At 59.4% G+C, this 26,023-nt stretch carries 25 protein-coding genes; 5 read left to right on the top strand and 20 right to left on the bottom strand.

The window, feature by feature from the left end; genetic code table 11:
* The 6 genes from QN370_RS15375 to QN370_RS15350 form a co-directional block, all read right to left on the bottom strand.
* Nucleotides 1-863: VWA domain-containing protein (locus tag QN370_RS15375; RefSeq protein WP_323581746.1), on the bottom strand; the 863-nt coding region annotated here is incomplete at its 3' end.
* On the bottom strand, nt 857-1,750 hold the full coding sequence (locus QN370_RS15370; RefSeq protein ID WP_322127930.1) for a MoxR family ATPase: 894 nt from the start codon (nt 1,748-1,750) through the stop codon (nt 857-859). The genes QN370_RS15375 and QN370_RS15370, both read right to left, overlap by 7 nt.
* Before the next feature lie 7 nt (nt 1,751-1,757).
* Nucleotides 1,758-2,327, bottom strand: coding sequence for an SRPBCC family protein (locus QN370_RS15365; protein ID WP_322127931.1), 570 nt, complete (start codon nt 2,325-2,327; stop codon nt 1,758-1,760).
* A gap of 51 nt (nt 2,328-2,378) precedes the next feature.
* Nucleotides 2,379-4,808 carry an aerobic carbon-monoxide dehydrogenase large subunit gene (locus QN370_RS15360; protein WP_322127932.1) on the bottom strand — a complete coding sequence of 810 codons (2,430 nt, stop codon included), beginning with the start codon at nt 4,806-4,808 and terminating at the stop codon, nt 2,379-2,381.
* Nucleotides 4,809-4,852: 44 nt separating this feature from the next.
* The gene (locus tag QN370_RS15355; RefSeq protein ID WP_322122801.1) at nt 4,853-5,374 is read right to left on the bottom strand and encodes a (2Fe-2S)-binding protein; all 522 of its coding nucleotides are present in this window, start codon (nt 5,372-5,374) and stop codon (nt 4,853-4,855) included.
* A gap of 16 nt (nt 5,375-5,390) precedes the next feature.
* Entirely contained in the window at nt 5,391-6,257 is an 867-nt protein-coding gene (locus tag QN370_RS15350) for a xanthine dehydrogenase family protein subunit M (protein ID WP_322127933.1), read from the bottom strand.
* Nucleotides 6,258-6,505: 248 nt separating this feature from the next.
* Here QN370_RS15350 and QN370_RS15345 point away from each other — a divergent pair, with 248 nt between their 5' ends.
* Entirely contained in the window at nt 6,506-7,342 is an 837-nt protein-coding gene (locus QN370_RS15345) for a LytTR family DNA-binding domain-containing protein (RefSeq protein ID WP_322127934.1), read from the top strand.
* Nucleotides 7,343-7,395: 53 nt separating this feature from the next.
* Here the strand turns inward: QN370_RS15345 and QN370_RS15340 are convergent, their stop codons facing one another.
* The 7 genes from QN370_RS15340 to QN370_RS15310 all read right to left on the bottom strand — a co-directional run bounded on the left by QN370_RS15340 (nt 7,396) and on the right by QN370_RS15310 (nt 14,904).
* Entirely contained in the window at nt 7,396-9,699 is a 2,304-nt protein-coding gene (locus tag QN370_RS15340) for a xanthine dehydrogenase family protein molybdopterin-binding subunit (protein ID WP_322127935.1), read from the bottom strand.
* A complete protein-coding gene (locus QN370_RS15335) occupies nt 9,692-10,162 on the bottom strand; it encodes a (2Fe-2S)-binding protein (RefSeq protein WP_322127936.1) in 471 nt (156 codons plus the stop codon). Before QN370_RS15335 ends, QN370_RS15340 begins: the two co-directional genes overlap by 8 nt.
* 188 nt (nt 10,163-10,350) lie before the next feature.
* Complete coding sequence (hemW, locus tag QN370_RS15330; RefSeq protein ID WP_322127937.1) at nt 10,351-11,607, bottom strand: radical SAM family heme chaperone HemW; 1,257 nt, start codon at nt 11,605-11,607, stop codon at nt 10,351-10,353.
* Nucleotides 11,608-11,612: 5 nt separating this feature from the next.
* On the bottom strand, nt 11,613-12,209 hold the full coding sequence (gene rdgB, locus QN370_RS15325) for an RdgB/HAM1 family non-canonical purine NTP pyrophosphatase (RefSeq protein WP_416172148.1): 597 nt from the start codon (nt 12,207-12,209) through the stop codon (nt 11,613-11,615).
* A complete protein-coding gene (gene rph, locus QN370_RS15320) occupies nt 12,206-12,889 on the bottom strand; it encodes a ribonuclease PH (protein ID WP_416172149.1) in 684 nt (227 codons plus the stop codon). Before rph ends, rdgB begins: the two co-directional genes overlap by 4 nt.
* Nucleotides 12,890-12,946: 57 nt before the next feature.
* Entirely contained in the window at nt 12,947-13,888 is a 942-nt protein-coding gene (locus QN370_RS15315; protein WP_322127939.1) for a PP2C family serine/threonine-protein phosphatase, read from the bottom strand.
* Between the two features lie 44 nt (nt 13,889-13,932).
* Nucleotides 13,933-14,904 carry a serine/threonine-protein kinase gene (locus tag QN370_RS15310; RefSeq protein WP_322127940.1) on the bottom strand — a complete coding sequence of 324 codons (972 nt, stop codon included), beginning with the start codon at nt 14,902-14,904 and terminating at the stop codon, nt 13,933-13,935.
* Between the two features lie 142 nt (nt 14,905-15,046).
* Between QN370_RS15310 and QN370_RS15305 the strand changes: the two genes are divergently transcribed.
* From QN370_RS15305 to QN370_RS15290, 4 genes are all read left to right on the top strand, one after another.
* Nucleotides 15,047-15,943: a YicC/YloC family endoribonuclease gene (locus QN370_RS15305; protein ID WP_322129158.1), complete on the top strand. Its 897-nt coding sequence runs from the start codon at nt 15,047-15,049 to the stop codon at nt 15,941-15,943.
* Between the two features lie 145 nt (nt 15,944-16,088).
* The gene (gene gmk / locus QN370_RS15300; RefSeq protein ID WP_322127941.1) at nt 16,089-16,733 is read left to right on the top strand and encodes a guanylate kinase; all 645 of its coding nucleotides are present in this window, start codon (nt 16,089-16,091) and stop codon (nt 16,731-16,733) included.
* Between the two features lie 33 nt (nt 16,734-16,766).
* Entirely contained in the window at nt 16,767-16,970 is a 204-nt protein-coding gene (gene rpoZ, locus QN370_RS15295; protein ID WP_322127942.1) for a DNA-directed RNA polymerase subunit omega, read from the top strand.
* A 49-nt stretch (nt 16,971-17,019) separates the two neighbouring features.
* Nucleotides 17,020-19,317 (top strand): bifunctional (p)ppGpp synthetase/guanosine-3',5'-bis(diphosphate) 3'-pyrophosphohydrolase, encoded by a 2,298-nt coding sequence (locus QN370_RS15290; RefSeq protein WP_322127943.1) that lies wholly within the window; start codon nt 17,020-17,022, stop codon nt 19,315-19,317.
* A gap of 9 nt (nt 19,318-19,326) precedes the next feature.
* On the opposite strand, the gene greB is transcribed toward QN370_RS15290, so the two are convergent.
* The 7 genes from greB to QN370_RS15255 form a co-directional block, all read right to left on the bottom strand.
* Entirely contained in the window at nt 19,327-19,887 is a 561-nt protein-coding gene (greB, locus tag QN370_RS15285) for a transcription elongation factor GreB (protein WP_322127944.1), read from the bottom strand.
* 11 nt (nt 19,888-19,898) lie between these two features.
* Nucleotides 19,899-20,816 carry a 23S rRNA (adenine(2030)-N(6))-methyltransferase RlmJ gene (locus tag QN370_RS15280; RefSeq protein ID WP_322127945.1) on the bottom strand — a complete coding sequence of 306 codons (918 nt, stop codon included), beginning with the start codon at nt 20,814-20,816 and terminating at the stop codon, nt 19,899-19,901.
* Between the two features lie 111 nt (nt 20,817-20,927).
* Nucleotides 20,928-21,647, bottom strand: a complete 720-nt coding sequence (gene modB, locus QN370_RS15275; RefSeq protein ID WP_322127946.1) for a molybdate ABC transporter permease subunit — start codon at nt 21,645-21,647, stop codon at nt 20,928-20,930.
* Nucleotides 21,644-22,432, bottom strand: coding sequence for a molybdate ABC transporter substrate-binding protein (gene modA, locus QN370_RS15270; protein ID WP_322127947.1), 789 nt, complete (start codon nt 22,430-22,432; stop codon nt 21,644-21,646). Before modA ends, modB begins: the two co-directional genes overlap by 4 nt.
* Nucleotides 22,433-22,494: 62 nt before the next feature.
* On the bottom strand, nt 22,495-24,381 hold the full coding sequence (locus QN370_RS15265; protein ID WP_322127948.1) for an MFS transporter: 1,887 nt from the start codon (nt 24,379-24,381) through the stop codon (nt 22,495-22,497).
* A 17-nt stretch (nt 24,382-24,398) separates the two neighbouring features.
* Nucleotides 24,399-25,403, bottom strand: coding sequence for an NAD(P)/FAD-dependent oxidoreductase (locus QN370_RS15260; RefSeq protein ID WP_322127949.1), 1,005 nt, complete (start codon nt 25,401-25,403; stop codon nt 24,399-24,401).
* A gap of 131 nt (nt 25,404-25,534) precedes the next feature.
* Entirely contained in the window at nt 25,535-25,981 is a 447-nt protein-coding gene (locus QN370_RS15255) for a CBS domain-containing protein (protein ID WP_322127950.1), read from the bottom strand.
* Nucleotides 25,982-26,023 lie beyond the last annotated feature (42 nt).

The following is a 26,023-nucleotide window of genomic DNA, read 5'->3' as shown; positions in this document are numbered from 1 at the left end:
CCGCCCGCCCAACCCGCCGACAGCAATTGCAGCCGCTCCTGCGCGCGCCACGCATCCGGATCGCGCAGCGCTTCGGCCACGCCGACCAGCCGCGTGTGATACAGAAAACAATGCACATCCGTCAGCAGCAGCGACAGCGCACGCGCCAGCCGCAAATAAAAAAAACTGTACAGACTCATCGAGCGACTCACGTCGAGCAGCAGCACCAATCGCGGTCGCTGCGTGCGCGGCTTGCGCCAGGCCAGATCAAGCGGCATGCCGCCATGCGCGATGCTGCGCCGGATCGTGCGGGCCAGATCGATGCGACGACCGGCGCTGGCGCACTGCTCGCGGCGCAACGCAAGCAGGCGCAGTCGCCGTGCGAATTGCCGCATCAGCGCATCCAGCGCCTGCAATTCTTCAGGCTGATGCAAATGCCGGAAATCCGCCTGGTCGAGTGCCTCGTCAAGACTGGCACCGTGCTGCGCGGTCGCGCCGTCGGTATCGTCGCCATCGGTGCCGCCCGCCGATGCCAGCGGTGTGCCATCGCTGCTGTCGCGCAAGCCGCCTGCCTCACCGGCCAGATCAACCTGACCGGCACCGCCGGCATGGGTCTCGACTGTTTTTTGCCGGTTCGGCGGCAGGAAATACGCATCGAACAAGCCATCGAAACGTCGCCAGTCTTCAGCCCGCGAACACAGCAGCGCGCGCAAATTCCAGCGCAACAGCGACGCATCAAACTGGCCGGATTGTTCTGCTACCCGCAAGGCATCGACCCCATAGTCACTGGCAACCTGCATGCCGTTTTCGCGCAGGAATCCGACAAAGCCGACGTAGCGTGCGGCCAGCCTGCGCGACAACTCAGGTGCCATCGCCGTCAGCACGCCGCCGCCATTTTCTTCACCACGACACGGCTCAGGCTAGCCCCATCGGCCTGGGTTTTCACCAGCGCCGACAGCGATGCCATGATGCCGTCGATGCCGCTCTCATCAAGACTGCTCACGCCCAGTTGCAGCAACGCCGCCGCCCAGTCCAGCGTTTCGGCGATGCCGGGTTTTTTCTGCAAATCCATCTGGCGCAACGCCTGGACAAACTCGACCACCTGTCGTGCAAGTTGCAGCGGCATCTGCGGCAAGCGCGTCTCGACGATCAGCAATTCCTTTTCAAAACCCGGATAGTCAACGTACTGGTACAGACAGCGCCGCCGCAACGCATCCGACAATTCGCGCGTGCCATTCGAGGTCAGGATCACGAGCGGCCGCGACACCGCCTTGATCGTACCGAGTTCCGGAATCGAGACCTGGAAGTCCGACAGCACCTCCATCAAATACGCTTCAAAGGCTTCGTCGGCGCGGTCGATTTCATCGATCAGCAAGACCACCGGCGTCGTGCTGCTGATCGCTTCGAGCAAAGGCCGGCGCAGCAAATAGCGCTCCGAAAAAATGTCCTGCTCTTTCTCGGCGACCGGACGCGGATCGTCATCGAGCAGCTTGATGGCCAGCAGCTGGCGCTGGTAATTCCATTCGTACAGCGTCGAATGGGCATCGAGTCCTTCGTAACATTGCAGCCGGATCAAGCGGGTCTGATGCACTTGCGCGAGCACCTTGGCGATCTCGGTCTTGCCGACACCGGCCTCGCCTTCAAGCAGCAGCGGCCGCCCCATTGCCGTCATCAGCAATAGCGTTGCCGCCAGACCCGGCTCGGCCACATACCCGAGCTGCTGCAGTTGTCGCTGCAGCGTCAGGACCGTGTGCATGCGCTCGGTCGTCATGCTTGCCTCAGGCCGACTTGCGGGCAAACAGCCCGTGCCACCAGTCACGCACCACTGCCCAGGCCAGCGCCAATCCGTTCATCTCGGATTGCACGGGTACCGGTGCGAGCTGCTGCGATTGCAGCGCCTCCACCTGTACTGCGAAGTTGGCAGCGAACTGCTTGAGGATCTGTTCGGCCACCGAGTTCATCACGCGACCGCCGAAGGCAGCGGCCTTGCCAGTCATCCCGACCTCGCTCTTGCCAACCAGTTCGCACGTCGTGCCGCCGGTATCCTTCACCGTCGCCACCAGATCCATCGAGGCACCCGACGTACCGGTCACGTCGGAGCCGGTGCCGATCAGATGCAGCGTGCGCGTGGCGGCATCGACTTCGCGCACTTCGATATTGCCGCGAAAGGACATCGAGGCCGGTCCGACCTTGACGCTGACGGTGCCCTTGTGATTTTTCTCATCGACGCGCTCGGTGATTTTTGCGCCCGGCATGCAATTGCCAACGCCTTCGATATTCTGCAAAAACTGCCACGCGGTGTCAGCGCTGCAGGGCATGGGGAAAACTTTTTCTATGACGACATTCATGCGTGATTCCTTGTTCTGAAGTGAAGCGGTCCGGCGAGGTCAGGCACTGACCTAGCGCTGGTCCAGGTTAAGCGCATGGCTTTGCTGCCAGACCCTGAAGCTGTTGTGCGGCATGTTCATGTGGGTCACGCCGAGATGGGCAAAGGCATCGACCATCGCCGCCGTGAAGCACGGAATCGACCCGACGTGCGGCGACTCGGCGACACCCTTGGCACCGATCGGATGATGCGGCGACGGCGTAACAGTGAAGTCGGTTTCCCAGTGCGGCGTTTCCATGCTGGTCGGCAGGAAGTAATCCATCAGCGTGCCACCCAGCACATTGCCAGCATCGTCGTATGTCAGCTGCTGGCCCATCGCCACCGCAAAGCCTTCGGTCAGACCACCATGAACCTGGCCTTCGATAATCATCGGGTTGATGCGGGTGCCGCAATCATCGAGCGCGTAAAAACGCCGGATCTTGGTCTCGCCGGAAAAGCGATCGACATCGACCACGCAGATGTAGGTGCCGAACGGGAAAGTGAAATTCGGCGGGTCGTAATAGTCGACCGCTTCGAGTCCCATCTCCATCCCTTCGGGAACATTGTTGTAGGCCGCCCAGGCGACTTCCTTGATGCTCTTGGCCTGGTCCGGCGCACCCTTGACGACAAAGCGATCGAGGTCAAATTCGACATCGTCCGGGCTGACTTCAAGCAGATGCGCCGCGATCTTGCGGGCCTTCTCGCGGATCTTGTGCGAGGCACGTGCAATCGCAGCACCGGCGACCGGCGTCGAACGCGAACCGTAGGTGCCGAGTCCGTACGGCGCGGTGGCGGTATCGCCCTCCTCGACCGTAATCAGCGAAGCCGGGATGCCAGCCACTGAAGCGATGATCTGAGCGTAGGTCGTCTGATGCCCCTGCCCTTGGCTGATGGTACCCATGCGGGCAATCGCCGAGCCATCCGGATGAACCCGGATTTCGCACGAGTCGAACATGCCGATGCCGAGGATGTCGCACATCTTCGACGGACCGGCACCGACGATTTCGGTGAAGGTACAGATGCCGATGCCCATCAGCGTGGCGGCATCCGGATCAGCGCGGCGTGCTGCCTGTTCGGCCCGCAAAGCCGGGTAATCGAGCGCGGCCAATCCCTTGCGCAGCGCCGGTTCGTAATCGCCCGAATCGTATTCGAGACCGAGTGCGGTCTGGTACGGGAACTGGTCCTTGCGCAGGAAATTGCGGAAGCGGATTTCGGCCTTGTCGATGCCCAGCTTTTGCGCCAGCACGTCGACCATGCGTTCGATCAGATACACCGCTTCGGTGACGCGGAACGAACAGCGGTACGACACGCCGCCCGGACATTTGTTGGTGTAGATACCGTCGACCGAGACGAAGGCATTCGGAATATCGTACGAACCGGTGACGACATGGAACATGCCAGCCGGCCATTTGCTCGGATCGGCGCAGGCATCGAAAGCACCATGATCGGCGGTCACGTGGACCCGCAGTGCCTTGATCTTGCCATCCTTGTCGGCGGCCAGTTCGCCGGTCATGTGGTAGTCGCGGGCGAACGCGGTGGTGGTCAGGTTCTCGGTGCGCGACTCGATCCATTTGACCGGCCGGCCCAGCACGATCGAGGCAACGATGGCGCACACATAGCCGGGATAAATACCAACCTTGTTGCCAAAGCCGCCGCCGATGTCAGGCGAGATGATGCGGATTTTCGATTCGGGAATCGACGACAGCATGCCGACCACGGTACGCACCACATGCGGTGCCTGCGACGTGATGTAGACCATCAGGTCGCCGCGAATCTTGTCGAACGACGCCACGCAACCGCAGGTCTCGAGCGGACACGGATGCACGCGCTGATAAATCATGTCCTGCTTGACGGTCACTTCGGCATTGTCGAAGGCGCGGTCGGTCTTATCCTTGTCGCCGATGTCCCACGTAAAAATATGGTTCGGATGCTTGCGCGCGCCATGCGCGCCGACGTCCTTGTCCTTGATATCGTCACGCACGGTCGGAGCATCGGGGGCCATCGCCTTGAGCGGATCGACCAGCACTGCCAGCGGTTCGTATTCGACCTCGACCAGCTCGGCCGCATCGGCAGCGATATAGCGGTCTTCAGCCACCACGAAAGCGACTTCCTGATTCTGGAACACCACCTTGCCATCGGCCAGCACGGCCTGCACGTCACCGGCCAGTGTCGGCATCCAGTGCAGCTTGAGCGGCTTGAGGTCTTCAGCGGTCAGCACCGCGTACACGCCGGGATGGGCCAGCGCCTTGCTGGTGTCGATGCTCTTGATGCGGGCATGGGCATACGGACTGCGCACCATCACGCCGACGAGCATGTTGGGCATCTTGATGTCGTCGACGTAATTGCCCTTGCCCTGGATGAAGCGCGGATCTTCGTAGCGCTTGCGCGAACAGCCCATGCCTTCGAGTTTGGCCAGGCGGTCTTCGTTACTTGGTACTGTCTTGGTGTCTATTGTTGCGTCCATGATTATCTCCGTGAGTCTTCGGGTGCTCAGTGCGCTCAGTGCGCTCAGTGCGTCGTCGTTTCCATCAGCGGATACGAGGTCTGTACCGGCTCGCCGCGTAACTTGCGGGCGGCGTACTGGACCGCCTTGACGATGTTCTGGTAACCGGTGCAGCGGCACAGATTGCCGGCCATCCAGTAGCGGATTTCGGCTTCGGTCGGGTCCGGATTTTCTTTCAGCAGACGGTAGGCGCGGGTGATCATGCCGGGTGTGCAGAAGCCGCATTGCAGACCGTGTTCCTGCATGAAGCCTTCCTGCAGCGCATGCAGTTCGCCGCCTTGCGCAAAGCCTTCGATGGTCAGCAATTCGGACCCGTCGGCCTGCACCGTCAGCATCGTGCAGGACTTGACCGACATGCCATCGACATCAACCGTGCAGGCACCGCAGTGCGACGAATCGCAACCGATGTGCGGGCCGGTGTGCAGACATTTTTCACGCAACGTGTGGATCAGCAGTTCGCGTGGCTCGACCACTACATCAGTGGACTTACCGTTGAGTTTGAAGGTCACCATCATTTTTTTAATCATCACCATTCTCCGGGGTTCAGGCGCTGCAGCGCGACAGCGCAGTACGCAATGCACGTTGCGTCATCTCGCCAGCCATTGCGGTTTTGTACTCGACGTCGCCACGCAAATCGGCGGCCGGGTCGCAGATCGCCATTGCAAGGCGGGCCGCTTCGCGGATCGTGTCGTCATCGAGCGGTTTGCCGCGCAGGTAGTTTTCGGCGTCGTTGGCCTTGAGCGCGGTTTCGCCCAGATTGGTCAGCGTGATGGCAACTTCAGCAACCACGCCACCTTGCATACGCAGCAGCACAGCCGCTGCTGCCGTGGCGTAATCGCCGGTCTTGCGCTTGAGCTTGGCGTAGCAGGAACCACTGCCGGGTGCCGGTGTCGGGATACGGATCTCGGTCATGATTTCGCCGGGTTCGAGCAAGGTGTAGTACAGCCCGAGGAAGTAGCCATCGGCGCTGACGACGCGCTCACCGGCAGCACTGGTGAGCACGAACGAGGCACCCAGCGCGATCATCAGCGCCGGATGGTCGTTGGCCGGATCGGCATGGGAAATGTCGCCGCCCAGCGTGCCCATGTAGCGCACTTGTGGGTCCGAGATCAGACCGGCACCTTCGACCAGCAGCGGACATTTTTGCTGCAGCAGCGGCGACCAGATCAATTCGTTTTCGGTCGTCATCGCGCCGATGCGAATTTCATTGCCGACCTCGCGAATGCCCTTGAGTGCGGCGATCTTGCGCAGGTCGATCAGGTGGGCCGGTTCGGCAAAACGCAGTTTCATCATTGGCAGCATGCTATGGCCACCGGCCAGCAATTTAGCCTCGTCGCCGTATTGATCGAGCAGTGCGATCGCAGCGGGCAAGGTGGTTGGGGCGTGGTATTCAAATGGGCGCGGGATCACGCTGTCTCCTCGTTGTTATGGGGTGGCCAGCACAGTACCGGTGGCTGGCACAACGATAATTGCATGCGTAGGGCGGCGAACAGACAAGCAATTCCCGAACAGCGGACAGGTCTTCCCGAGTCACCGGAAAACTTGCACGAACTGCAAAAAACGACGATCATAAAAAAAAAAAATCAATAACCAGCCAGAACAAACTGGCAACCGGAGACACGCATGCCCCCAGTAATCCATTCCTCGGCAGCACACCGATGAAGTATTCCGAACCCGTCATTCAGGAAACCTTCCTGCATAAACTCGAGCAATTCAATCCCGGCATGGTCTGGCTGGACCCGACCAATCACGTCACCGCCATGAACGATGTCGCCGCGCAGTTGCTCGGACCGGCGGCGCAATATTCGATGGGAGTCGATCCCGATAAATTGCTCGGTATCGACGTGCTGCAAATGCATCCTGAAAAAAGTCGCGACAAGTTGCGTCTGCTGCTGCAGACAGGACAGGACGGCAGTTGTCCGATGAAGTCGCCAGCACCGGTGGCGATGATGATCAATATTCCGGACCGGGTACTGGTCGTGAAAGTCTCGAAGATGGTGGGCCTCGCCGGGGTGGTCGGGACCTGCATGATTTTTTATGACCTGACCGATATCACGACGGCACCGGCCGGTGCACCGGCCACGGCACGTTCCGATCCGCCACCGCGCCGCTTGCTGAAGATTCCGGTCTATCGCAAGAACCGGGTCATGCTGATCGATATGAAGGATGTAGTGCGCTTTCAGGCGGATGGCCACTACACCACCATTGTCACGGCCGATGACCAGTACATGTCGAACCTGTCGCTATCAGATGTGGAAGCGCGACTCGATCCCGCCATCTATTTCCGTACTCATCGCAGCCACATCGTCAGCCTGCCGCATGCTGTCGAACTCGTCATGAAAGACGAGTCGGTCAGCCTGATGATGGCCGACCGCCAGCAGACGGTGGTGCCGGTCAGCCGACCCAATACCGCGCAGTTGAAGGAATTGCTGGGGATCGCGCAGGTCAGTCCAAAAAGCGCGGCCGACAAACAAAACAGCCCGGTACGCGCTTGATGCGCGAACCGGGCTGTCGGGTTACTGCGGCGTGATCAGATCACGGCCATGGATCAGGCGACTGGTTTTTTCCCCAGCGCCTTGAGCAAGGCAGCAGGCCGCATCGGCAAGTCGCGCAAGCGCACGCCGACGGCAGCGTGAATCGCATTGGCAATCGCCGGACCGACGACGGTGGTCGGTGGTTCGCCCATGCCGGTGGCCGTCTCGGTGCTGGTGACGAACTCGATGTCCATCTCCGGCACGTCGGCCATGCGCAGCGGCGTGTAGGTGCCGAGATTGGTGTCGCGGACTTCGCCGTTGACGAACTCGGTTCCCTCGAACAGCGCCATGCTCATGCCCCACAACGCCCCGCCCTCGGCCTGGGCCAGCGCGCCATCCGGATGGATGATGGTTCCGGCATCAATGACCATGAACAGCTTGACGACCTTCACGTCGCCGGTGGTGCTGTCGACCTTCACGCGGGCCACGCAGGCAGTCCAGGTCGGCATGTCGCGTTCCTGGCCAAACGTGCTGGCGATACCGAGTCCGGTACCGGCCGGCATTGCCGTGCCCCAGCCGGCTTTTTCCGCAACGCGACGCAACACATGTGCCATCCGTGCGGCACCACCCACAGCGGCCGGTGCACTGCCGGCGTTCTTGCCGCTACCATCGAGTAGCGCCAGACGGAACGCCAGCGGATCAACCTTGGTGGCAAAGGCCGCTTCGTCGAGGAAACTCTCGACGGCCCAGTTGGTCCAGCCCGGTCCGACCGAGCGCAACCAGCCCGGACGGAACGTGCTGTTGGCCAGATCATTCGAGATCGCCCGCACGCGATGCGCGCCGACCGTGTACCAGTGATCGGCACCGGAAATAGCAAACGGATCGTACGGCTCGCCGTTCTTGCCCTTAGGCATGAAGGCCGGCACCATCACTTGCGTTGGCCAGCCCGCACTGGCGTGGTGTTCCATCGCCGTGACCGTGCCCTTGTCGTCAAAGGCCATGCGCAAACGCTGGGCAGAGGCCGAGCGCGGCGAGTCAAAGCGGGCATCATCGGGACGGGTACAGATCATCTTGACCGGACGACCCATGGCCTTGGCAGCCAGCGCCGCAGGAATCGCGTAATCACCATTGAGCCGGCGACCGAAACCGCCACCGAGCAAGTAGGTGTGCATCATCACTTTGGCTTCCGGTACGCCGAGGGCTTTTGCCAACGTTGGCAACGCCAGCGATTGCCACTGGTTGCCGGTGTGGATATGCCAGATGCCGTCTTTTTCAAGCGCCAGCGCATTGACCGGTTCGAGCTGGAAATGCAGCACGGTGCTGGTTGAGTAGTTGTGTTCGATGCGGGTACTCGCTTTTGCGAACGCGGCTTCGACGCCGTCGTCGGCGACCACCAGCGAACCTTTCGAGGCATCCCCGATCAGCTTGCTGGCATGCGCCAGAATGTCGGCTTCCGACACCTTGGCGGCGGCACCGGCACGCCACTTGATGACGACCAGATCCGCTGCGCGAATGGCTGCTGCGTAGGAATCGGCAAACACCATGACCCAGCCCGGTACCGTGTTCGACGGATCCTTGAGGGCAACTGACTTGATGTAACCCTTGACCTTGCGGGCCGCGCTATCGTCGATCGACACCACGCTCGACCCGTAGCGGGTTGGCGGGATACGCGGACGGGCATAGACCATTCCTTCAACGACGGCATCAATACCGTAAATTGCTGCGCCATTGGTCTTGGATGGCACGTCGATGGCTTGCACGTCGCGACCGATCAGGCGGCGCTGGTCTGGTGTTTTCAGGACGATGGCTTTCAAGGCATCGGGCGTGAAGGTGCGACCGAGCTTGCCGGTACGGACGATCTCGGCGTACGTGATCGACTTGGTACCAGCCGTGATGACGCCGTCGCGGGCCTGGCAATCGGCGGCGTTGACATCGAGCAGACGGGCTGCCTCGTCGATCAACGCGATGCGACCGGCAGCACCGGCACGACTGAGCGGATCAAAACTCTGCCACACCGACCAGCTACCGCCGGTGATCATCATGCCCCACTTCGGATCGGTGTCGACGTAGTTCAGGCGCACCGATGACCAGCTCACTTCGAGCTCGTCGGCGACGATGCGCGCCAGCGCGGTACCGATGTGCTGGCCCATTTCAGCCTTGGCGATGTTGACGGTGACGATACCGTCGCGGTCGATCTGGAACCAGATAGTCGGATCGAATACCGGCGCGTCAACACTGCCTGCCTGACCGGCAGCCAGGGCCAGAGTCGGGCTCAGGAACGCCATCGTGAAACTGGTGCCGGCAGCGGCAATCATGAAACTGCGACGGCTCAATGAACCGGGTGCTTGCTGCTGTTGTTTGATGAGTTGATCAAGCACGGGGAGCTCCCTTCATGTCGGCGGCGGCAAGCTTGATGGCTTTGCGGATGCGCACGTAGGCCATGCAGCGGCACAGATTGCCGCTCATGACCGCATCGATGTTGGCGTCGGTCGGCTCCGGAAAATCATTGAGCAGCGTCGCCGCCTGCATGATCTGACCCGACTGGCAGTAGCCGCATTGCGGTGCCTGCGTGGCGATCCAGGCTTTCTGCAGCGGATGCTGGCCATCGGTAGACAAGCCTTCGATGGTCGTGATCGCGGCATCGGCGACGACGCTGATCGGGGTGATACACGAACGGATTGCGCGCCCATTGAGGTGGACAGTACACGCGCCGCACATGCCGATGCCGCAACCAAACTTGGTACCCTTCATGCCGATTTCGTCGCGGATCACCCATAGCAACGGGGTAACGGGATCAACCGCGGTGACAATGGCTTTGCCATTGACGGTAAATGTAGTCATGTTGGTTTCACTTTTTAAAAAAAGGGGAGAAGCCCTTTCAGGCCAGGAGATTCTTTCTTGCAAGGACAATACTGAAAAAACAGGTACAGCGCCTATGCTGCGCAACGCTCACCGTCAGCGATGCGCGAAGTTATTCGCATGCTAAAAAGAAATGAACGTGCTGTCTGTTAGCCAGCGCTCAGAGCGTTCTAATCGGCAAGAAACATTTGCTGCAAGTCGTTCAAAAAGCGCTGGCCGAGCAGCGTTGGCCGGATGGTTTTGTGATCGCGATACAGCAAGCCTTTTGTCTCGGCCGCCTGCAACGCCGATTCGACCGCATTGAGCCCAAGCCCGGTGCGTTCGGCAAACAGATTGACCTCGAAGCCGCTGGTCAGGCGCAAGGTGTTGAGCATGAATTCAAAGCCGAGCTCGCCACGCGGGATTTCGTTTTCTTCCTGAATCGCACTGCCACGCGCCATGTTTTCCATGTAGGACTTGGGCTGCTTGAAGCGGGCCTGACGGATGATCCTGTGCGGAAATGACAGCTTGGAATGCGCACCGGCACCGACACCAAGATAATCACCGAACTGCCAGTAATTGAGATTGTGGCGCGACTGCCGCCCGGCTTGTGCATAGGCCGAGACCTCGTAATGCTGGTAACCGCCCGCGCCGGTTTCGGCGGCGATCATATCCTGCATGTCGGCACTGAGGTCGTCATCGGGCAATGCGGGCGGGAACTTCGCAAACACCGTATTCGGTTCCATCGTCAGGTGGTACAGCGACAGATGCGGCGGCGCAAAGCCAAGCGCGGTACGGATGTCGCGCGTCGCTTGTTCCAGCGTTTGCGACGGCAGCGCGTACATCAGATCGAGGTTGAAATTGTCGAAGGTCGACTGCGCGATTTCGACGGCACGACGGGCTTCGTCGTGATCGTGGATACGGCCCAGCGCACGCAGATGCTCGGCATTGAAACTCTGGATACCGATCGACAAACGGTTGATCCCACTGGCCCGGAAGCTGCGAAATTTTTCAACTTCAAAGGTGCCCGGATTGGCTTCCATCGTGATCTCGGCGGCACCATCGAGCGGCAGCAGCGTACGCACGTCGGACATCAACCGGTCGAGTCCGGCTGCCGACATCAGACTCGGTGTACCGCCGCCGATGAAGATCGTATAAATCTTGCGGCCCCAGATCAGCGGCAACGCGCTTTCGAGATCGGCGCGCACGGCGTCGAGATAGGCTTCCTCCGGAAAACCGGAGTGCGATTGTCCGGCGACTTCATGCGAATTGAAATCGCAGTACGGACATTTTTTGACGCACCACGGAAAGTGGATATACAGCGCCAGTGGCGGCAGCGCCGACAGGTTCAGGATGCCGGGACGCAGGTAGGCATTGGCTGCCGTCGCGGCATCGGCGACCGGCACGGCGGCCACGCGCGCCTGCCCGATGGGAATGATAGGGATCATCGTAATTATCGTAATTTGGCGAGCAGCTCGCGCAGCGCCTGGGCCCGGTGCGAGTGCTGGTTCTTTTCTGCCGCACCGAGTTCGGCGGCGGTCTTGCCGAGGCCATCGACCTCGAAATGGGCGTCGTAACCGAAGCCGTTACTGCCACGCGGATCGGCCACGATGGTACCGTTCCAGCGGCCATCGGCAATCACCGGTTGCGGATCATCGGCATGGCGCACATAGACCAGCACGCAGTAGTAGTAGGCCGATTTGTCGGCATGCGCTTGCAGGTCGGCGATCAGTTTTTCGCTGTTGCGGGCATCCGATTTCTGCGCACCGGCATAGCGCGCCGATTGCACACCGGGCTGGCCGCCGAGCGCATTGACGCACACGCCAGAGTCGTCCGCCAGCGCCGGCAAGCCGGTCAGGCGCGCTGCGTGACGGGCTTTTTCAAGCGCGTTTTCGACGAAGGTGTGGAACGGCTCATCGGCTTCCGGCACCCCGAATTCACCTTGCGGACGTACATCAAATCCGATCGTCGCCAGTAGCGCGCCGAACTCGGCCAGCTTGCCGGGATTGTTCGAGGCGAGGACCAGTTTGCTTTTCAGCCTGTCGGTCATGCAGCCAAGCCCAGTTCGCGGCGTTGCAGCGCAATCAGGTCGCGGATACCGCCATCGGCAAGGTCGAGCAACTGGTTCATCGTGGCGCGATCGAATGCCGCACCTTCGGCGGTGCCCTGCACTTCGATGAAGTCACCGGCGTCGGTCATGACGACGTTCATGTCAGTGTCGCAGGTCGAGTCTTCGTCGTAATCGAGATCCAGCACCGGCAGGCCCTGGTACACACCCACCGAGATCGCCGCAACGAAATGCTTGAGCGGGATCGCAGCGAGCACACCGGCGTCGACCAGCTTCGCAAACGCATCATGTGCCGCGACCATGGCACCCGTAATTGACGCGGTGCGTGTGCCGCCATCGGCCTGGATCACGTCGCAATCCAGATGCAGCGTGCGCTCGCCAAACGCCGACAGATCAAACGCGGCGCGCAACGAACGACCGATCAGACGCTGGATTTCCTGGGTCCGGCCGGACTGTTTTCCCTTGGCCGCTTCGCGCGCCATGCGCGTGTGGGTCGAGCGCGGCAACATGCCGTATTCGGCCGTCATCCAGCCCTGCCCCTTGCCTTTCAAAAATCCAGGCACCTTGTCTTCGATGCTGGCGGTACAGATAACCTTGGTGTCACCGAATTCGATCAGGACCGATCCTTCGGCATGTTTGGTGTAATGGCGCGTGATGCGCACCGGACGCAATGCATCCGCGTTACGGGCGCTGGGACGAACTGGAAACGACATAGGAACTCAATTCTTGGGAAGAATACCTGCAGATTTTTCAATGGAGCACCGAATTTCTTCGATGGCTTTTTCTATTGCGCCGTCGTCATAGATATCGACCTGACCATCGATCGAACCGGCATCGGACTGCAATGTAGGCTGGATTGTCGTGGTCATATCGCCTGGCATCAGGACGTTGGTGGTGATGCTGTTGGGGTCGGCCAGGCTGGAACCGCTTTCCCACATCATCGCCAATGCGGTGACATTATCGCTGTTCTTGCCGGCGATGCTGGTGGCGCTGTTGATCAACTCCGGAATAGCCCGCACGATCGTGTTGTTTTGCAAGCTGTGCGTCAGTACGTTATCAGGCAACACGCCCCACAAACCGTCGGAACACAGCAAGATCACGTCACCTGCCTGCAGACTGGCACGTCGCGAAATTTCGACGATGGGCAGGTTGGGCGCACCGAGACAATTGAACAGTTTGTTGCGATCGGGATGCGTGGCACGCTCCGATGGATCGGCACGGCCTTGCGCGATTAGCGTTTCGATCTGCGAATGGTCGCGCGTGCGCGCCAGAAGCTGACCATCGCGCATCCAGTACAACCGCGAGTCGCCGCAGTGCGCCCAGAACGCGGTGTTGTGCTGGACCAGACACGCGACGATGGTGGTACGCGGCGTTTCCGGCATGCCTTGCGTGACACGGTAGCGGTGGATTTCGCGGTGGGCAGCGAAGAAACTGTCTTCAAGAAAGCGTTCAGGCTTCTTGATATACGCCTTGGCAAGCTGTTGAAACAACGAACCGATCGTCTCCATCGCAATGGTCGCGGCGATTTCGCCATGCAGGTGTCCGCCCATTCCATCGGCCAGCAACAGGAGCAAGGCATCGCGCGTATAGCTGTAGCCCATCCGGTCCTGGTTGACTTTGCGGCCGCCAATCTGGCTTTCCTGAAAAACAGAGAATCGCATTGTGAGCTCACAAAAAAAGAGAGGCCGGCTTTCAGGGCATCGTATTAATTCGACGGCCCGTTTCCGCCAAATAAGCCTTTGAGACGATCGAGCGTGACACTGAATTTCCCGCTGGCTGATTTTTCCGGCACCGGCTCCTGCAACGCTTTTTGCAGCGCAAAGACACTTTGTGGCCGTTCCAGCGGATCGATCATCAGGCTCCAGCGGATCACCTGAATGAGTTCTGAAGAGTAGATACCTTCGAGCTTGTGCAGGTGACCATCCATCTTGTCGTTGAGCTTGCGCTGGTCGGCCGGCTGTGGCGGCGCGCCGACCATACACGCAAACATCGAGGCCCCGATGCTGTAGCTGTCCGTCCACGGACCCAGGTTGCCGTTCCTCGAATACAGCTCGGGTGGCGCAAAACCGGGCGTGTACATCGGATACAGCTTGGGCAGGTCGGTTTTCAACGTCTGTCGCGCCGCGCCGAAATCGAGCAGGATCGGCGTGCCATCGACACGCAAATAAATGTTGGCCGGCTTGAGGTCGAGATGCAACAGTTTGTTGGTGTGAACTTCGCGCAAGCCATTCATGACCTGGCTGAACATCTTGCGGATGAAGCGTTCCGAGACCAGGGGCTTTTCGCCCTTGTCGCGCCGGCGCAGGATGTGGTCCTGCAACGAGCGTCCGGACTCGTACGCCATGACCATGTAGACCGTATCGTTAGCCCGAAAAAAATTGATGACGCTGACCACATTCGGGTGCGAGATACGCGCCAGTGCACGTCCCTCCTCGAAAAAGCATTTCAGCCCGATACGAAAGATCGGCAGGTTTTCCGGTGAGATGATTGGTGCCAGTTCGCCGGCTTCACGCAGCGCCAGCGAAGACGGCAGATACTCCTTGATCGCGACGGCGTTACCGTCTTCGTCATAGGCGAGGTAGACAATACTGAACCCACCGGAGGCGATCTTCTTTACAATGCGGTAACCGGAAATCTCCAGTCCGTCAGGCAAAGGTGCATTGTTTTGTGCTGCCATGTTTTCCTAAAACTTTGTTGGCCGTACAGCAGCAAAAACCGCAGCCAGCAAACCGCCGGACCGCCGCCAGGTTCGGTAGATTGTGTGGACTTATCCCTTATTTGTAAAGTACAACCGAGGACTCAATTTGGCTATCAGCAGCATGACCGGTTATGCCGTCGTCACCCGTGAAACGTCCGGTGGCACCCTGACCATCGAAATCAAGAGCGTCAACTCGCGCTTTCTCGACCTGCAATTTCGCATCAACGACGACCTGCGCGCCTTCGAGCCGATGTTGCGCGAAGCGATCATGGGTCGCCTGACGCGTGGCAAAGTGGAATGTCGTGTCAGCTTCGGCCGCAAGGCGGCCACCGGTGCAGCGCAACGCATCAACACCGAGCTGCTCAAATCGCTGGCGCTGTTGCAAGCGGAAGTGCGCTCGCAGGTTTCTTCAGCCACGCCCTTGTCGGTCGGAGAACTGTTGCGCTGGCCCGGCATGATTGAAGACGCCGAACTCGGTCAGGATACGTTACAGGCGGATGCGGCCGTCGCGATTGCCGATACGATCACCGCCTTCATCGAATCGCGCGAACGCGAAGGCGCCGCGCTGGCCACGACACTGATCACGCGCATCACCGCGATGGATGACATCGTTCATCGCATCGCGCCGCTGATTCCGAAAGTCATTGCCCAGTTCCAGCAGAAGTCCATCGAGCGCCTCGAAGAAGCGCTCGGCCTGGCACTGCAACAACCCGGCGCCGTCGCTAACCTGTCACGTGATGAAGTCATCGAGCGCATGCGTCAGGAAGTGACGTTGTACGGTATCCGCATTGATGTGGCCGAAGAACTGTCCCGCCTCGCCGCCCACCTCGACGAAACCCGGCACATTCTGAAGAAAGGCGGTCAGGTCGGCAAACGACTCGATTTCATGATGCAGGAACTCAATCGCGAAGCCAACACGGTCGGATCGAAAGCGGCACTGAAAGAACTGGCCGATGCCGCCATGGAACTGAAGCTACTGATCGACCAGATGCGCGAGCAGGTCCAGAATCTCGAATAAGTGTTGCCACGAGTTGGCATTCAGCATGACTTGATAGCGGGAATGACTTTCTTTCGGCCCCATATCGTGTAGCCTGAAGTGGGCTTTATTTTCATCGTGTTGCGCCCGCCATCACAACAACCGTTTTACTTTTGGAACCTATCCTATGCACGACGACAATACTTCCGCCGGTAGCCTGTTCATGGTGGTCGCCCCGTCGGGCGCCGGCAAATCGACGCTGGTCAACGCGCTGCTGGCCCGGGAGCCGGAGCTGAAACTCTCCATTTCGTACACCACGCGCCCGCCTCGACCCGGCGAACAGCACGGTCGCGAGTATTACTTCACGACGGCAGAAGACTTCCTGGTACGACGCGATGCTGGCGAGTTCCTCGAATCTGCCGAAGTGCATGGTAACTATTACGGCACCTCGCGCGTGATGATCGCCGACCAGATCCGGTCCGGCACCGACGTACTGCTGGAAATCGACTGGCAAGGCGCGCAACAGGTCAAGAAGCAATTCCCGTACGGTGTCGGCATCTTTATCCTGCCGCCGTCGATCGATGCGCTGGAAGAGCGACTGAAAAAGCGCGGTCAGGACGAGCCACACATTATTACCCGCCGACTGCTGGCGGCAGGCAGCGAGATCGCGCATGCCGGCGAGTTTGAGTATGTTATTATCAATCAGGATTTTGCACGTGCTTTGGCAGATCTTGCTGCAATAGTTCAGGCGACCCGCTGCAGATTCTCGCAACAAGCCGCACGCAATCACTCTCTATTTGCCCAATTGGGCATTCACGCCGTCTCACATTAACACTGCATACCACTACATTTTCAGGAGCACCCCATGGCCCGCATTACCATCGAAGACTGCACCAGACACATACCGAATCGTTTTCAGTTAACGCTTGCCGCAACGTACCGCGCACGTCAGCTTTTGCAAGGTCACACACCGAAAGTCGATGCCAAGGACAAGCCGACCGTCGTTGCCCTGCGCGAAATCGCAGCAGGAAAAGTCGGTATCGAAATGCTGAAGAAAGTCCCAAACTGATCGAACTCTCCCGCAACTCGAATGACACTGGCGCAGCGAACCAATAGGTATGAATCTGACTCCTGCAGACTCCCTGATTTCGGCTTTGACTAGTCGCAATGCGCCTGAGCGCCCGGCACCCAAAACGCCGGGCGCGTTTTTCTCTCCCGACCCCGGCACCCCGGTGACACCAGGCGTGGCCTCGGTCAGCCAGCTCAACGCCAAACTCTCCGAATACATGTCTCCTTCCGACCTGAAAAAGGTCAAGGAAGCCTATCGCTTTTCGGATGAAATGCATCTGGGTCAAATGCGTGTATCGGGCGAACCGTATATTTCGCACCCGATTGCCGTCGCCGAAATTTGCGCAGACTGGAAACTGGACGCACAAGCCATCATGGCAGCGCTGCTGCATGATGTGATGGAAGACCAGGACGTCAAAAAAGAAGAATTGATCGAGCGCTTCGGTGCGCCGGTCGCCGCGCTGGTCGACGGTTTGTCCAAGCTGGAAAAAATCGAATTCCAGAGTCAGGTGGAAGCACAGGCAGAAAACTTCCGCAAGATGCTGCTGGCGATGGCACGCGATGTCCGCGTGATCCTCATCAAGCTCGCTGATCGTCTGCACAACATGCGTACGCTGGGCTCGATGAAGCCCGAGAAAAAACGGCGCATCGCCGGCGAGACGATGGAAGTGTATGTACCGATCGCGCACCGGCTTGGCCTTAACAATATTTATCGCGAATTGCAGGACCTGTCGTTTTCGCACTTGCACCCGCTGCGCTACAAGACGCTGGCCAAGGCCGTCAAGGCAGCACGCGGCAACCGGCGCGAAGTGGTCAGCAAGATCATGGAGTCGGTCAAGAACACCCTGCTGTCGGCCGACATGCAGGCGCAGGTTTACGGTCGCGAAAAAACGCTATACGGCATTTATCGCAAGATGCGCAGCAAGCAGCTGTCATTCTCGCAAGTGCTGGACGTCTACGGCTTTCGTATTGTCGTCGACAACTTCGCCCATTGTTATGTCGCCCTCGGAACACTGCATGCGCTGTACAAGCCGATGCCGGGCAAGTTCAAGGACTACATTGCCATCCCCAAGCTCAACGGCTATCAGTCGCTGCACACCACGCTGATCGGTCCGTACGGCACACCGGTAGAATTCCAGATCCGCACGCAAGAGATGCACCGTGTCGCCGAGTCCGGCGTCGCTGCGCACTGGCTCTACAAGGATGACGAGAACAACCTGACCGATCTGCAGCAACGCACGCATGCATGGCTGCAGTCGCTGCTCGACATCCAGAAACAGACCGGCGATTCGGCAGAATTCCTCGAACACGTGAAGGTGGATCTGTTCCCGGATTCGGTCTATGTCTTCACGCCGAAATCAAAGATCATTGCCCTGCCACGCGGTGCCACGGCACTCGACTTCGCGTATTCGATTCATACCGACGTCGGCGACCAGACGGTTGCCACGCGCATCAACCACGAACATGCGCCACTGCGTACGGAACTGCGTAACGGCGACATCGTCGAGATCATCACGTCGGCGAGTTCGCGCCCCAGCCCGACCTGGCTGACCTTTGTGCGAACCGGCAAGGCACGATCTGCAATCCGGCATCACCTGCGCACGATCAACCTGTCGGAATCGATCGAGCTCGGCGCCCTGCTGCTGGGCCAGGCACTGGCCGCACTCAATCTTGACTCGACCATTCCCGAGCCAACGATGGAGCGACTACTCAACGAGTCCAGCGCCCGCTCGCTGGAAGAACTGCATGCCGACATCGGTATCGGCAAGCGCATGGCAGCGCTGGTAGCGCGCCACATCATGGGCCTCAACGACACGATGGGCCAGCCACTGCAGGCGCGCATCACCGGCACCAGCAAGGACGTTGTCATCAAACTCGACCCGGTCATCATTTACGGCAGCGACGGCGTCGCGGTGCAACTCGGACAGTGCTGCCTGCCGATCCCAGGTGACAAGATCACCGGCCAGCTCAAGCGCGATCAGGGTCTGCTGGTCCACAGTCAGGAATGTGACGTCGCCAGACGCCATCGCGACAAGGAACCAGAGCGCTGGATAGACGTGGTGTGGGGCACCGACTTGAACCGGCGTTTCGATTGCCGGGTGATCGTCCTGGTCACGAATGAACGCGGCGTACTGGCGCGGGTCGCGGCAGAAATCGGCGAGTCCGACGCCAACATTACGTTCGTCGGAATGGATGAAGATCAGGACTCGATCATGACCCAATTGCGCTTCACGGTGCAGGTCGAAGATCGCGTCCACCTTGCGCGCATGATGCGTAACGTGCGCAGTATCACGGGTGTGACGCGCATACTGCGCGAACGCGGTCAGTGGAGCAATCCGACCAACTGATCGCCAGCGTCAGATCGATACCGGAGCCGGGTAAGTCACTTCCAGGATCTGTAATTCTTCGGCACCGGATGGCGTTTTCAGTGTAATTGTGTCGCCTTCGCGCGACTTGGTCATGGCCCGTGCTACCGGCGAAATCCAGCTGATCCTGCCATGCAGCGGATCGAGTTCATCAATCCCGACGATGGTGATCGTGTGCTGTTCCCCTGCACTGTTCTCGTAGCGGACAGTCGCACCGAAAAACACCTGGTCATTGCCATGATGGACGGTCGGGTCAACCACTTCGGCCAGATCAAGGCGCTTGGTCAGAAAACGAATCCGACGATCGATTTCACGCAGACGCCGCTTGCCATAAATGTAGTCACCGTTCTCGGAGCGGTCGCCATTCGACGCCGCCCAATGGACGATATGTACAACTTCCGGACGATCGACATCGATCAGGTGCAGCAACTCCGCACGCATGTTCTGGAAGCCGGCCGGCGTCATGTAGTTGCGGGTACCGGGCGGGATTTCCGGTAACGGAAGATCGTCGTCTTCGTCGTCCTCGGACTCCTTGACAAAGGCCTTGTTCATCGCGCCTCGCTTCAGACCCGGCGTGTGCCGGTATGTGCGACGGCAGTCGTTCCGGATTCGACGGTGAATCCGGCACCGCTGTCACGACCCAGTGTCTTGACCAGAAATGGCATCAATTCGTTGAGCATCGCTTCCAGCCCGAACGGGGGGTTAATCACGAACATGCCGCTGCTGTGTAAACCAAAACCATCCGGTGAAGCAGCCGCAATCGACAGCGTGACGTTGAGCCAGCCATTGGCTTGCAGGCGCTTGAGCTTGTCGGGCAACTGGCGCGATTCCATCCGGTGCAATACCGGATACCACACCGCGTACGTGCCGGTAGCGAAACGCACCAACGCATCCTGCAGCGTATCCTTGACGCGCTTGTAATCGGACTTGTCTTCATACGGCGGGTCAATGAGCACCAGTCCGCGTCGTGACGGCGGCGGCAACAACGCCTTCAGTCCAAGAAAACCATCACCCTTCTGGATCATGATGCGCTTGCCACGCACGGTGGCACGAATGCCCTGCTCGGCCGCGTGGGCTTCGACCTTGCGGAAGTTATCCTGCAGGATGCGGGCATCGGAGGGGTGCAATTCAAACAGGCGCAAGCGGTCGGCTTCGCGCATGACCTTGTCGGCCACATACGGCGAGCCCGGGTAATAGCGCAGCTTGCCACTCGGGTTCATCTTCTTGATCATCTGGATATATTCATGCAGGACAGGCGGCAAGTCCTTGCGACTCCACAACGGTGCGACACCGCTTTCAAATTCGGCATTCTTGGCCGCATACCCGCCATCCAGCGCATACACGCCGGCACCGGCATGGGTGTCGATGTACATGTAGGGCGTGTCTTTTTGATTCAGGTAACGCAGCAACTGCATCATCACGACGTGCTTGAGGACGTCGGCATGATTGCCCGCATGGAAGGCGTGGCGGTAACTCAACATAACAATAATCGATCTTGGTAAGGAAATGAAAGGATGCGCGGATCGGTGCGACGACCCTGCGGATGGCGCATTTTAACAAGTCCCGACCGCAACAAGTAATTGGTCCTGCAATCAGCGCAAGGAAAAGTGTCCGAACCGACGCCAGCGCTCCTGACGCTTTTGCAATGCGGTCGTCGCACAGAGCAGAACGAAGGAAAATGCCAGCAATAACAGGGCAAATCCGTGGGCATCCGGGTAGTTCAATTTTTGCGCTTCGTCATACAGCGCAATCGACGCCACGCGCGTTATGCCGGGAATCCCGCCGCCCAGCATCAGCACGACACCGAATTCGCCGATGGTATGGGCAAATGCAAGGATCGCTCCCGAGTAGACACCAGCTTTCGACAGCGGCAACAGCACATGCCAGAACGCCTGGCGCGGCGTCATGCCCAGCGAGTAGGCAGCGTGCGCCATTTCCGGTCGCAACATGCGAAATGCCGCCATCACCGGCTGCAATGCAAACGGCAGACTATAGACACAGGAACCGATGACCAGCCCGGCAAATGAAAACGCCAGGGTCTGGCCGAACAATTGTTGCCACCATTGTCCGAGCGCATGTTGTGGCGACAGCAGCGTGAGCAGGTAAAAGCCAATCACGGTAGGCGGCAATACCAGTGGCAGCGACATCAGGATTTCCAGAAACAAGGCGGCGCGATGGCGCGTGGTCGCCAGCCACCAGCCCAGCGGCAACACGATGCCCATCAGGATCACTGTCGAGACCGCAGCAAGCTCGATGGTCAGCCCGAGCGCCGCCCACAATTCATGGGGCAACAACCAGACGGGTGTGATCACCGCGGTGACTCTGGCAAGACAAATCCGTATTTGCGCAGAATGGTCCGACCAGCTTCGCCACCCAGAAAATCTACATACTGTTTTGCCAGTGGATTACTGCGTCCTCTGGCCGTGACGATCACGCCTTGTTCGATAAGCGGATACCAGGCCTGCGGGACTGGCCAGCTCCGGCCGGGTCGGGCCGTACCAGGCTTGAAATGCGCGGCACTGATCAAGCCAACCTGGGCATTGCCGGTCGCGATGAATTGCCCGGTCTGGGCGACATTATCGCCAAAGACCAGACGCGACTGAACTTGATCCCACACACCAGCATGCTGCAAGGCATCGCGCGCAGCGCGACCGTAGGGCGCGAGATCAGGATTGGCAATCGCAATGCGCTTGACCCGGGCATCTTCGAACAACTTCAATCCGATCGATGGATCGAGGGTCGGGTCGGCGGTCCACAACACCAGCTGGCCGTATGCATACGTACTCAGCGACGAGAGATCGGCGTGCCCCGCCTTGGCCAGCGCAACCGGATAGGCCATATCGGCCGAAAGGAACACATCGAACGGCGCACCGTTGGAAATCTGTGCATAAAAATTTCCCGATGAGCCGATGCTGGCACTGACGGTGGCACCACCGTGTATCGCAGCAAATTGCGCATTCAATTCATCGATGCATTGCGCCAGGTCAGCGGCAGCCGCGACCTGCAGGACCGGCTTCGCCTGCACCTGGCCAACGCTAAGCAACAGGCCAATGAGCACGGTGCAAATCAAACGAGGAAGCAAAGGCAGAAAAGTCATGGCAGCAAATTGAGAATGAGGTGACGGATTGTAGCAAGCACGCGCACGATCGCGGGTCATCGCTACCGGACCTGCCCGCGCAAGGCCTGCACCTGCGCGCGCAACAACTCGGGTGTGACCTCCGACGACGGCAATGGCGCACCGACGACCAGCCGCAATGTCGAACGCAGGCCACGCTGGAAAACGCGATCAAACGGGTTGTCTTGTGCATGCGAAAACACACTGCCCCACAACCCGCACAAGGCCATCGGAATCACCGGCACCGGCGAACGCTGCAGGATGGTCATGATGCCGCCACGGAAGAGATTGATCTCGCCATTGACCGTCAGTTTACCTTCAGGAAAAATACAGACCAGTTCGTCGTGCGCTAGCGCCAGCTCGATGGCGGCGTAGGCTTTTTCGGTCACGACCGAGTCTTCGCTGGCGGGCGCAATCGGTATTGCACCGGCGCTTCTGAACAGCCAGGACAACAACGGGAACGCGAAAATTCGGTGGTCCATCACGAAGCGGACCGGCCGCGGACTGGCTGCCAGAATCACGATCGCATCGACATAGCTGACATGATTGCAGACCAGCATCGCCGCACCCTGCAACGGAATATGCGCCACGTCGACGGTGCGCACCCGATGGATGGTGTGGATCAGCAACCAGGCCAGAAAGCGGATCAGAAACTCCGGTACCAGCCAGTAAATATAAAGCGCCACCAGCGCATTGAGCAGTGCTGTCACCAGAAATAATTGCGGCACGGTGACGCCATTTTTCAGCAGCACCATCGCCAGCAAGGCCGCCGCCACCATGAACAGCGCGTTGAGAATATTCATGCCGGCAATCGTGCGCGACAAGTGACGCGGATCGCAGCGGGTCTGGATCAGTGCAAACAGCGGCACGATATACAGCCCGCCGGAAACCCCGATCATCAGGCAGGCAAACAGAATACGTAGGCTACCTGTTTGCGCCAGAAAACCGGCCGCATCGACCGGCAAAGTGTTGGTGTAAGCGAGGCTGGCAAGGAAGAGTTCGATACCGAACATAGACAAGCCGATGGAGCCAAATGGCACCAGTCCGATCTCGACACGGTGGCTGGAAAGCTTCTCGCACAACAGCGAGCCAGCGCCAATGCCGAGAGAAAAAACCGTCAGCAGCAAGACGAACACGCCGTGATCGCCTTGCAGATAATTTTTTGCATACAGCGGAAATTGCGCAAGGAAAATCGCGCCATAAAACCAGAACCAGGAATTGCCCAGCAAGGACAAAAATACGGCCCGGTTCTGACGCGAATAATTCAGGTTGCGCACGGTTTCCGTGAATGGATTCCAGTTCACTTTCAGCTCCGGCACCGGTGCCGGCGACGGCGGAATGGCGCGGCTGAACCACCAGCCGAGTACGGCCAGTGCCAGCGTGCCAGCGGCAACCACTTCGACACCCCACGGCTTGCTGACAATGAGCAGCGCACCCAGCACTTCGCCCAGCACAATGCCGACAAAGGTACCGCTTTCGACCAGCCCGTTGCCGCCGACCAGTTCGGACCGCTGGAGGTGCTGCGGCAAATAGGCGTACTTGACCGGCCCGAACAAGGTCGAGTGCAAGCCCATGCCGACGAGGGCCAGCACCAGCAGCGGCAGGTTGTGCGTGATCCAGCCGAAGCCGGCGAGCGCCATGATCGCGATCTCCAGCAACTTCACCAGTCGCGCCACCCTGCCCTTGTCGAACTTGTCTGCCAGTTGCCCGGCGGTTGCCGAGAACAGCATGAATGGCAAGATGAACAGACCCGGAATCAGATTTGTGAGCAAGACCGGATCGAGCGTGGTCCAGCTCAAGGCGTCGTAGGTCAGAATCGTCAGCAGCGCCGTCTTGAAGACATTGTCATTGAGCGCGCCAAGAAACTGCGTCCAGAAAAACGGCGCAAAGCGGCGCTGTCCCAGCAGCGCAAACTGGCTTTGTGCAGGCACCGCCGGCCGCTCGGAACTCAGGCGATCAGCGCAGCCAGCGCGGCTCCGCTCAGGTAGGCATTTTCGATCTTGCCGGCACCTTCGAGTCCGGCAGAAAACCAGTCACCGCACGCACCGATCCGTAATTTTTTATTCCACAGGCAATCTTCTTTCAGCGGTGCTGCCGCTTTCGAGTAACGCCAGCGATGCACCGTCGCAAACACCGGCTGGACATGACTGCCGGTGGCTTCATGAAAGGCCTTCAGCAGTTTTTCCCGGACCCGGTCCGGCTCGTCTTCCAGATGCTCGATGCTCCATGCTGCGGAAGCCTGACCGATCCAGTGTTCGCCCGGACGGCGTCCCGGCTTGGAGGCATCATGCGCCAGCCAGGACAGCCGTGAGTTGCTGACCCAGGCGCCATCGTAGCCCAGCTCCAGCGAATTCTGAAACGCGGCCATCAAAGTCCAGCACGGCACCAGCAACGCCTTCTTGGCTGCCTTGGCAAAGGCTGGTACGACCGCCAGCAAGGTCGTCGCCTGATCGGCCGGTACGGCTACGATGACGGCGTCAAAGGGTCCGGCGCTGGCGGCAATCGGCACCGTATCGCAGTGCACGGCCAGCACCCATTGCTCGCCCTTGTCTGTTTCGATGCGTTCGATGTGTCCGACCTGCTGTCCGGTGCGTACATCCAGTCCTTGCGCCAGATGCACTCCGACCGAGCGCATGCCGGGCACACCGACATGGCGATTGCCCGACTTGCCCGCTGGTGTTGACTTGCCGTGATCGAGCGCAACGAACTTGCCTTTCCATGGCGCGACCCAACCGGCTTTGGTCCAGGCGGCCACGTCACTCTTGAAGGCGGCACTGCTGGCCGTAAAGTACTGGGCACCATGGTCGAAGCCACCGAAGTCGGTCTGGCGCGTACTCATGCGGCCACTGACTGCATGACTTTTTTCATAGACGGTGACGCAGTGGCCCTGGTCCTGCAAGCGACGTGCGCAAGTCAGGCCGGACAGACCGGCCCCGATGATGGCGATATGCATGATGCTAGCTCCCTGTGCGGACGATCAGCATCGAACGTCCTGGTACAAATAAACATGCCGCTACAGACTGCTTTGTTCAGGCAGCCAGTAGCGGCTCAATAACGGCGCTGCAAAAACTATCCGGTAGAAAATTATTCGTCACCTTCGACAGGCCAGTCGCGGATGTAGGCCTTCAGCATTTTATTTTCAAAACTCTGGGCTTCGACGACGGCGCGGGCGACATCGTAAAACGAGATCACGCCCAGCAGCGTCTTGGCATCGAGTACCGGCACGTAACGCGCATGACGCTCCAGCATCAGACGGCGCACTTCATTGATGTCGGTATCCGGCGTGATCGTGATCGGGTGGTCATCCATGTGCTTGCGCACCAGGCTCTTGCCGATTTCACCGCCGTTTTCATGCAGCGTTTTCATGACTTCGCGAAAGCTCAGCATGCCGACCAGTTCGCCGAACTCCATGACCACCAGCGAGCCGATATCTTTTTCGGCCATCGTGATGACCGCTTCGAGCATCGCTGTTTCGGGAGTGACGGTGTAAAGGATGTTTCCCTTGACCTGCAGGATTTCAGATACTTTCATTTTTCGTGTCCCGACTCATTGTTGTTCTCGTGAGTGCAATGT

The sequence above is a fragment of the Actimicrobium sp. CCI2.3 genome, assembly GCF_035019065.1.
Lineage (GTDB): Bacteria > Pseudomonadota > Gammaproteobacteria > Burkholderiales > Burkholderiaceae_D > Actimicrobium.
Note: the sequence above shows the minus strand (reverse complement) of the source record. Positions and strands in the feature narration are given on the sequence as shown.

What these genes read in the sequence shown, in the direction of transcription:
- QN370_RS15310 (WP_322127940.1), bottom strand. Translation starts at nt 14,904, where the DNA reads ATGGCAGCACAAAACAATGCACCTTTGCCTGACGGACTGGAGATTTCC.
- QN370_RS15260 (WP_322127949.1), bottom strand. Translation starts at nt 25,403, where the DNA reads ATGCATATCGCCATCATCGGGGCCGGTCTGTCCGGCCTGACTTGCGCA.
- QN370_RS15345 (WP_322127934.1), top strand. Translation starts at nt 6,506, where the DNA reads ATGAAGTATTCCGAACCCGTCATTCAGGAAACCTTCCTGCATAAACTC.
- QN370_RS15365 (WP_322127931.1), bottom strand. Translation starts at nt 2,327, where the DNA reads ATGAATGTCGTCATAGAAAAAGTTTTCCCCATGCCCTGCAGCGCTGAC.
- rpoZ (WP_322127942.1), top strand. Translation starts at nt 16,767, where the DNA reads ATGGCCCGCATTACCATCGAAGACTGCACCAGACACATACCGAATCGT.
- QN370_RS15255 (WP_322127950.1), bottom strand. Translation starts at nt 25,981, where the DNA reads ATGAAAGTATCTGAAATCCTGCAGGTCAAGGGAAACATCCTTTACACC.
- QN370_RS15355 (WP_322122801.1), bottom strand. Translation starts at nt 5,374, where the DNA reads ATGATTAAAAAAATGATGGTGACCTTCAAACTCAACGGTAAGTCCACT.
- QN370_RS15335 (WP_322127936.1), bottom strand. Translation starts at nt 10,162, where the DNA reads ATGACTACATTTACCGTCAATGGCAAAGCCATTGTCACCGCGGTTGAT.
- QN370_RS15360 (WP_322127932.1), bottom strand. Translation starts at nt 4,808, where the DNA reads ATGGACGCAACAATAGACACCAAGACAGTACCAAGTAACGAAGACCGC.
- hemW (WP_322127937.1), bottom strand. Translation starts at nt 11,607, where the DNA reads ATGATCCCTATCATTCCCATCGGGCAGGCGCGCGTGGCCGCCGTGCCG.
- greB (WP_322127944.1), bottom strand. Translation starts at nt 19,887, where the DNA reads ATGAACAAGGCCTTTGTCAAGGAGTCCGAGGACGACGAAGACGACGAT.
- QN370_RS15305 (WP_322129158.1), top strand. Translation starts at nt 15,047, where the DNA reads ATGACCGGTTATGCCGTCGTCACCCGTGAAACGTCCGGTGGCACCCTG.
- QN370_RS15280 (WP_322127945.1), bottom strand. Translation starts at nt 20,816, where the DNA reads ATGTTGAGTTACCGCCACGCCTTCCATGCGGGCAATCATGCCGACGTC.
- QN370_RS15370 (WP_322127930.1), bottom strand. Translation starts at nt 1,750, where the DNA reads ATGACGACCGAGCGCATGCACACGGTCCTGACGCTGCAGCGACAACTG.
- rdgB (WP_416172148.1), bottom strand. Translation starts at nt 12,209, where the DNA reads ATGACCGACAGGCTGAAAAGCAAACTGGTCCTCGCCTCGAACAATCCC.
- QN370_RS15315 (WP_322127939.1), bottom strand. Translation starts at nt 13,888, where the DNA reads ATGCGATTCTCTGTTTTTCAGGAAAGCCAGATTGGCGGCCGCAAAGTC.
- gmk (WP_322127941.1), top strand. Translation starts at nt 16,089, where the DNA reads ATGCACGACGACAATACTTCCGCCGGTAGCCTGTTCATGGTGGTCGCC.
- QN370_RS15290 (WP_322127943.1), top strand. Translation starts at nt 17,020, where the DNA reads ATGAATCTGACTCCTGCAGACTCCCTGATTTCGGCTTTGACTAGTCGC.
- modA (WP_322127947.1), bottom strand. Translation starts at nt 22,432, where the DNA reads ATGACTTTTCTGCCTTTGCTTCCTCGTTTGATTTGCACCGTGCTCATT.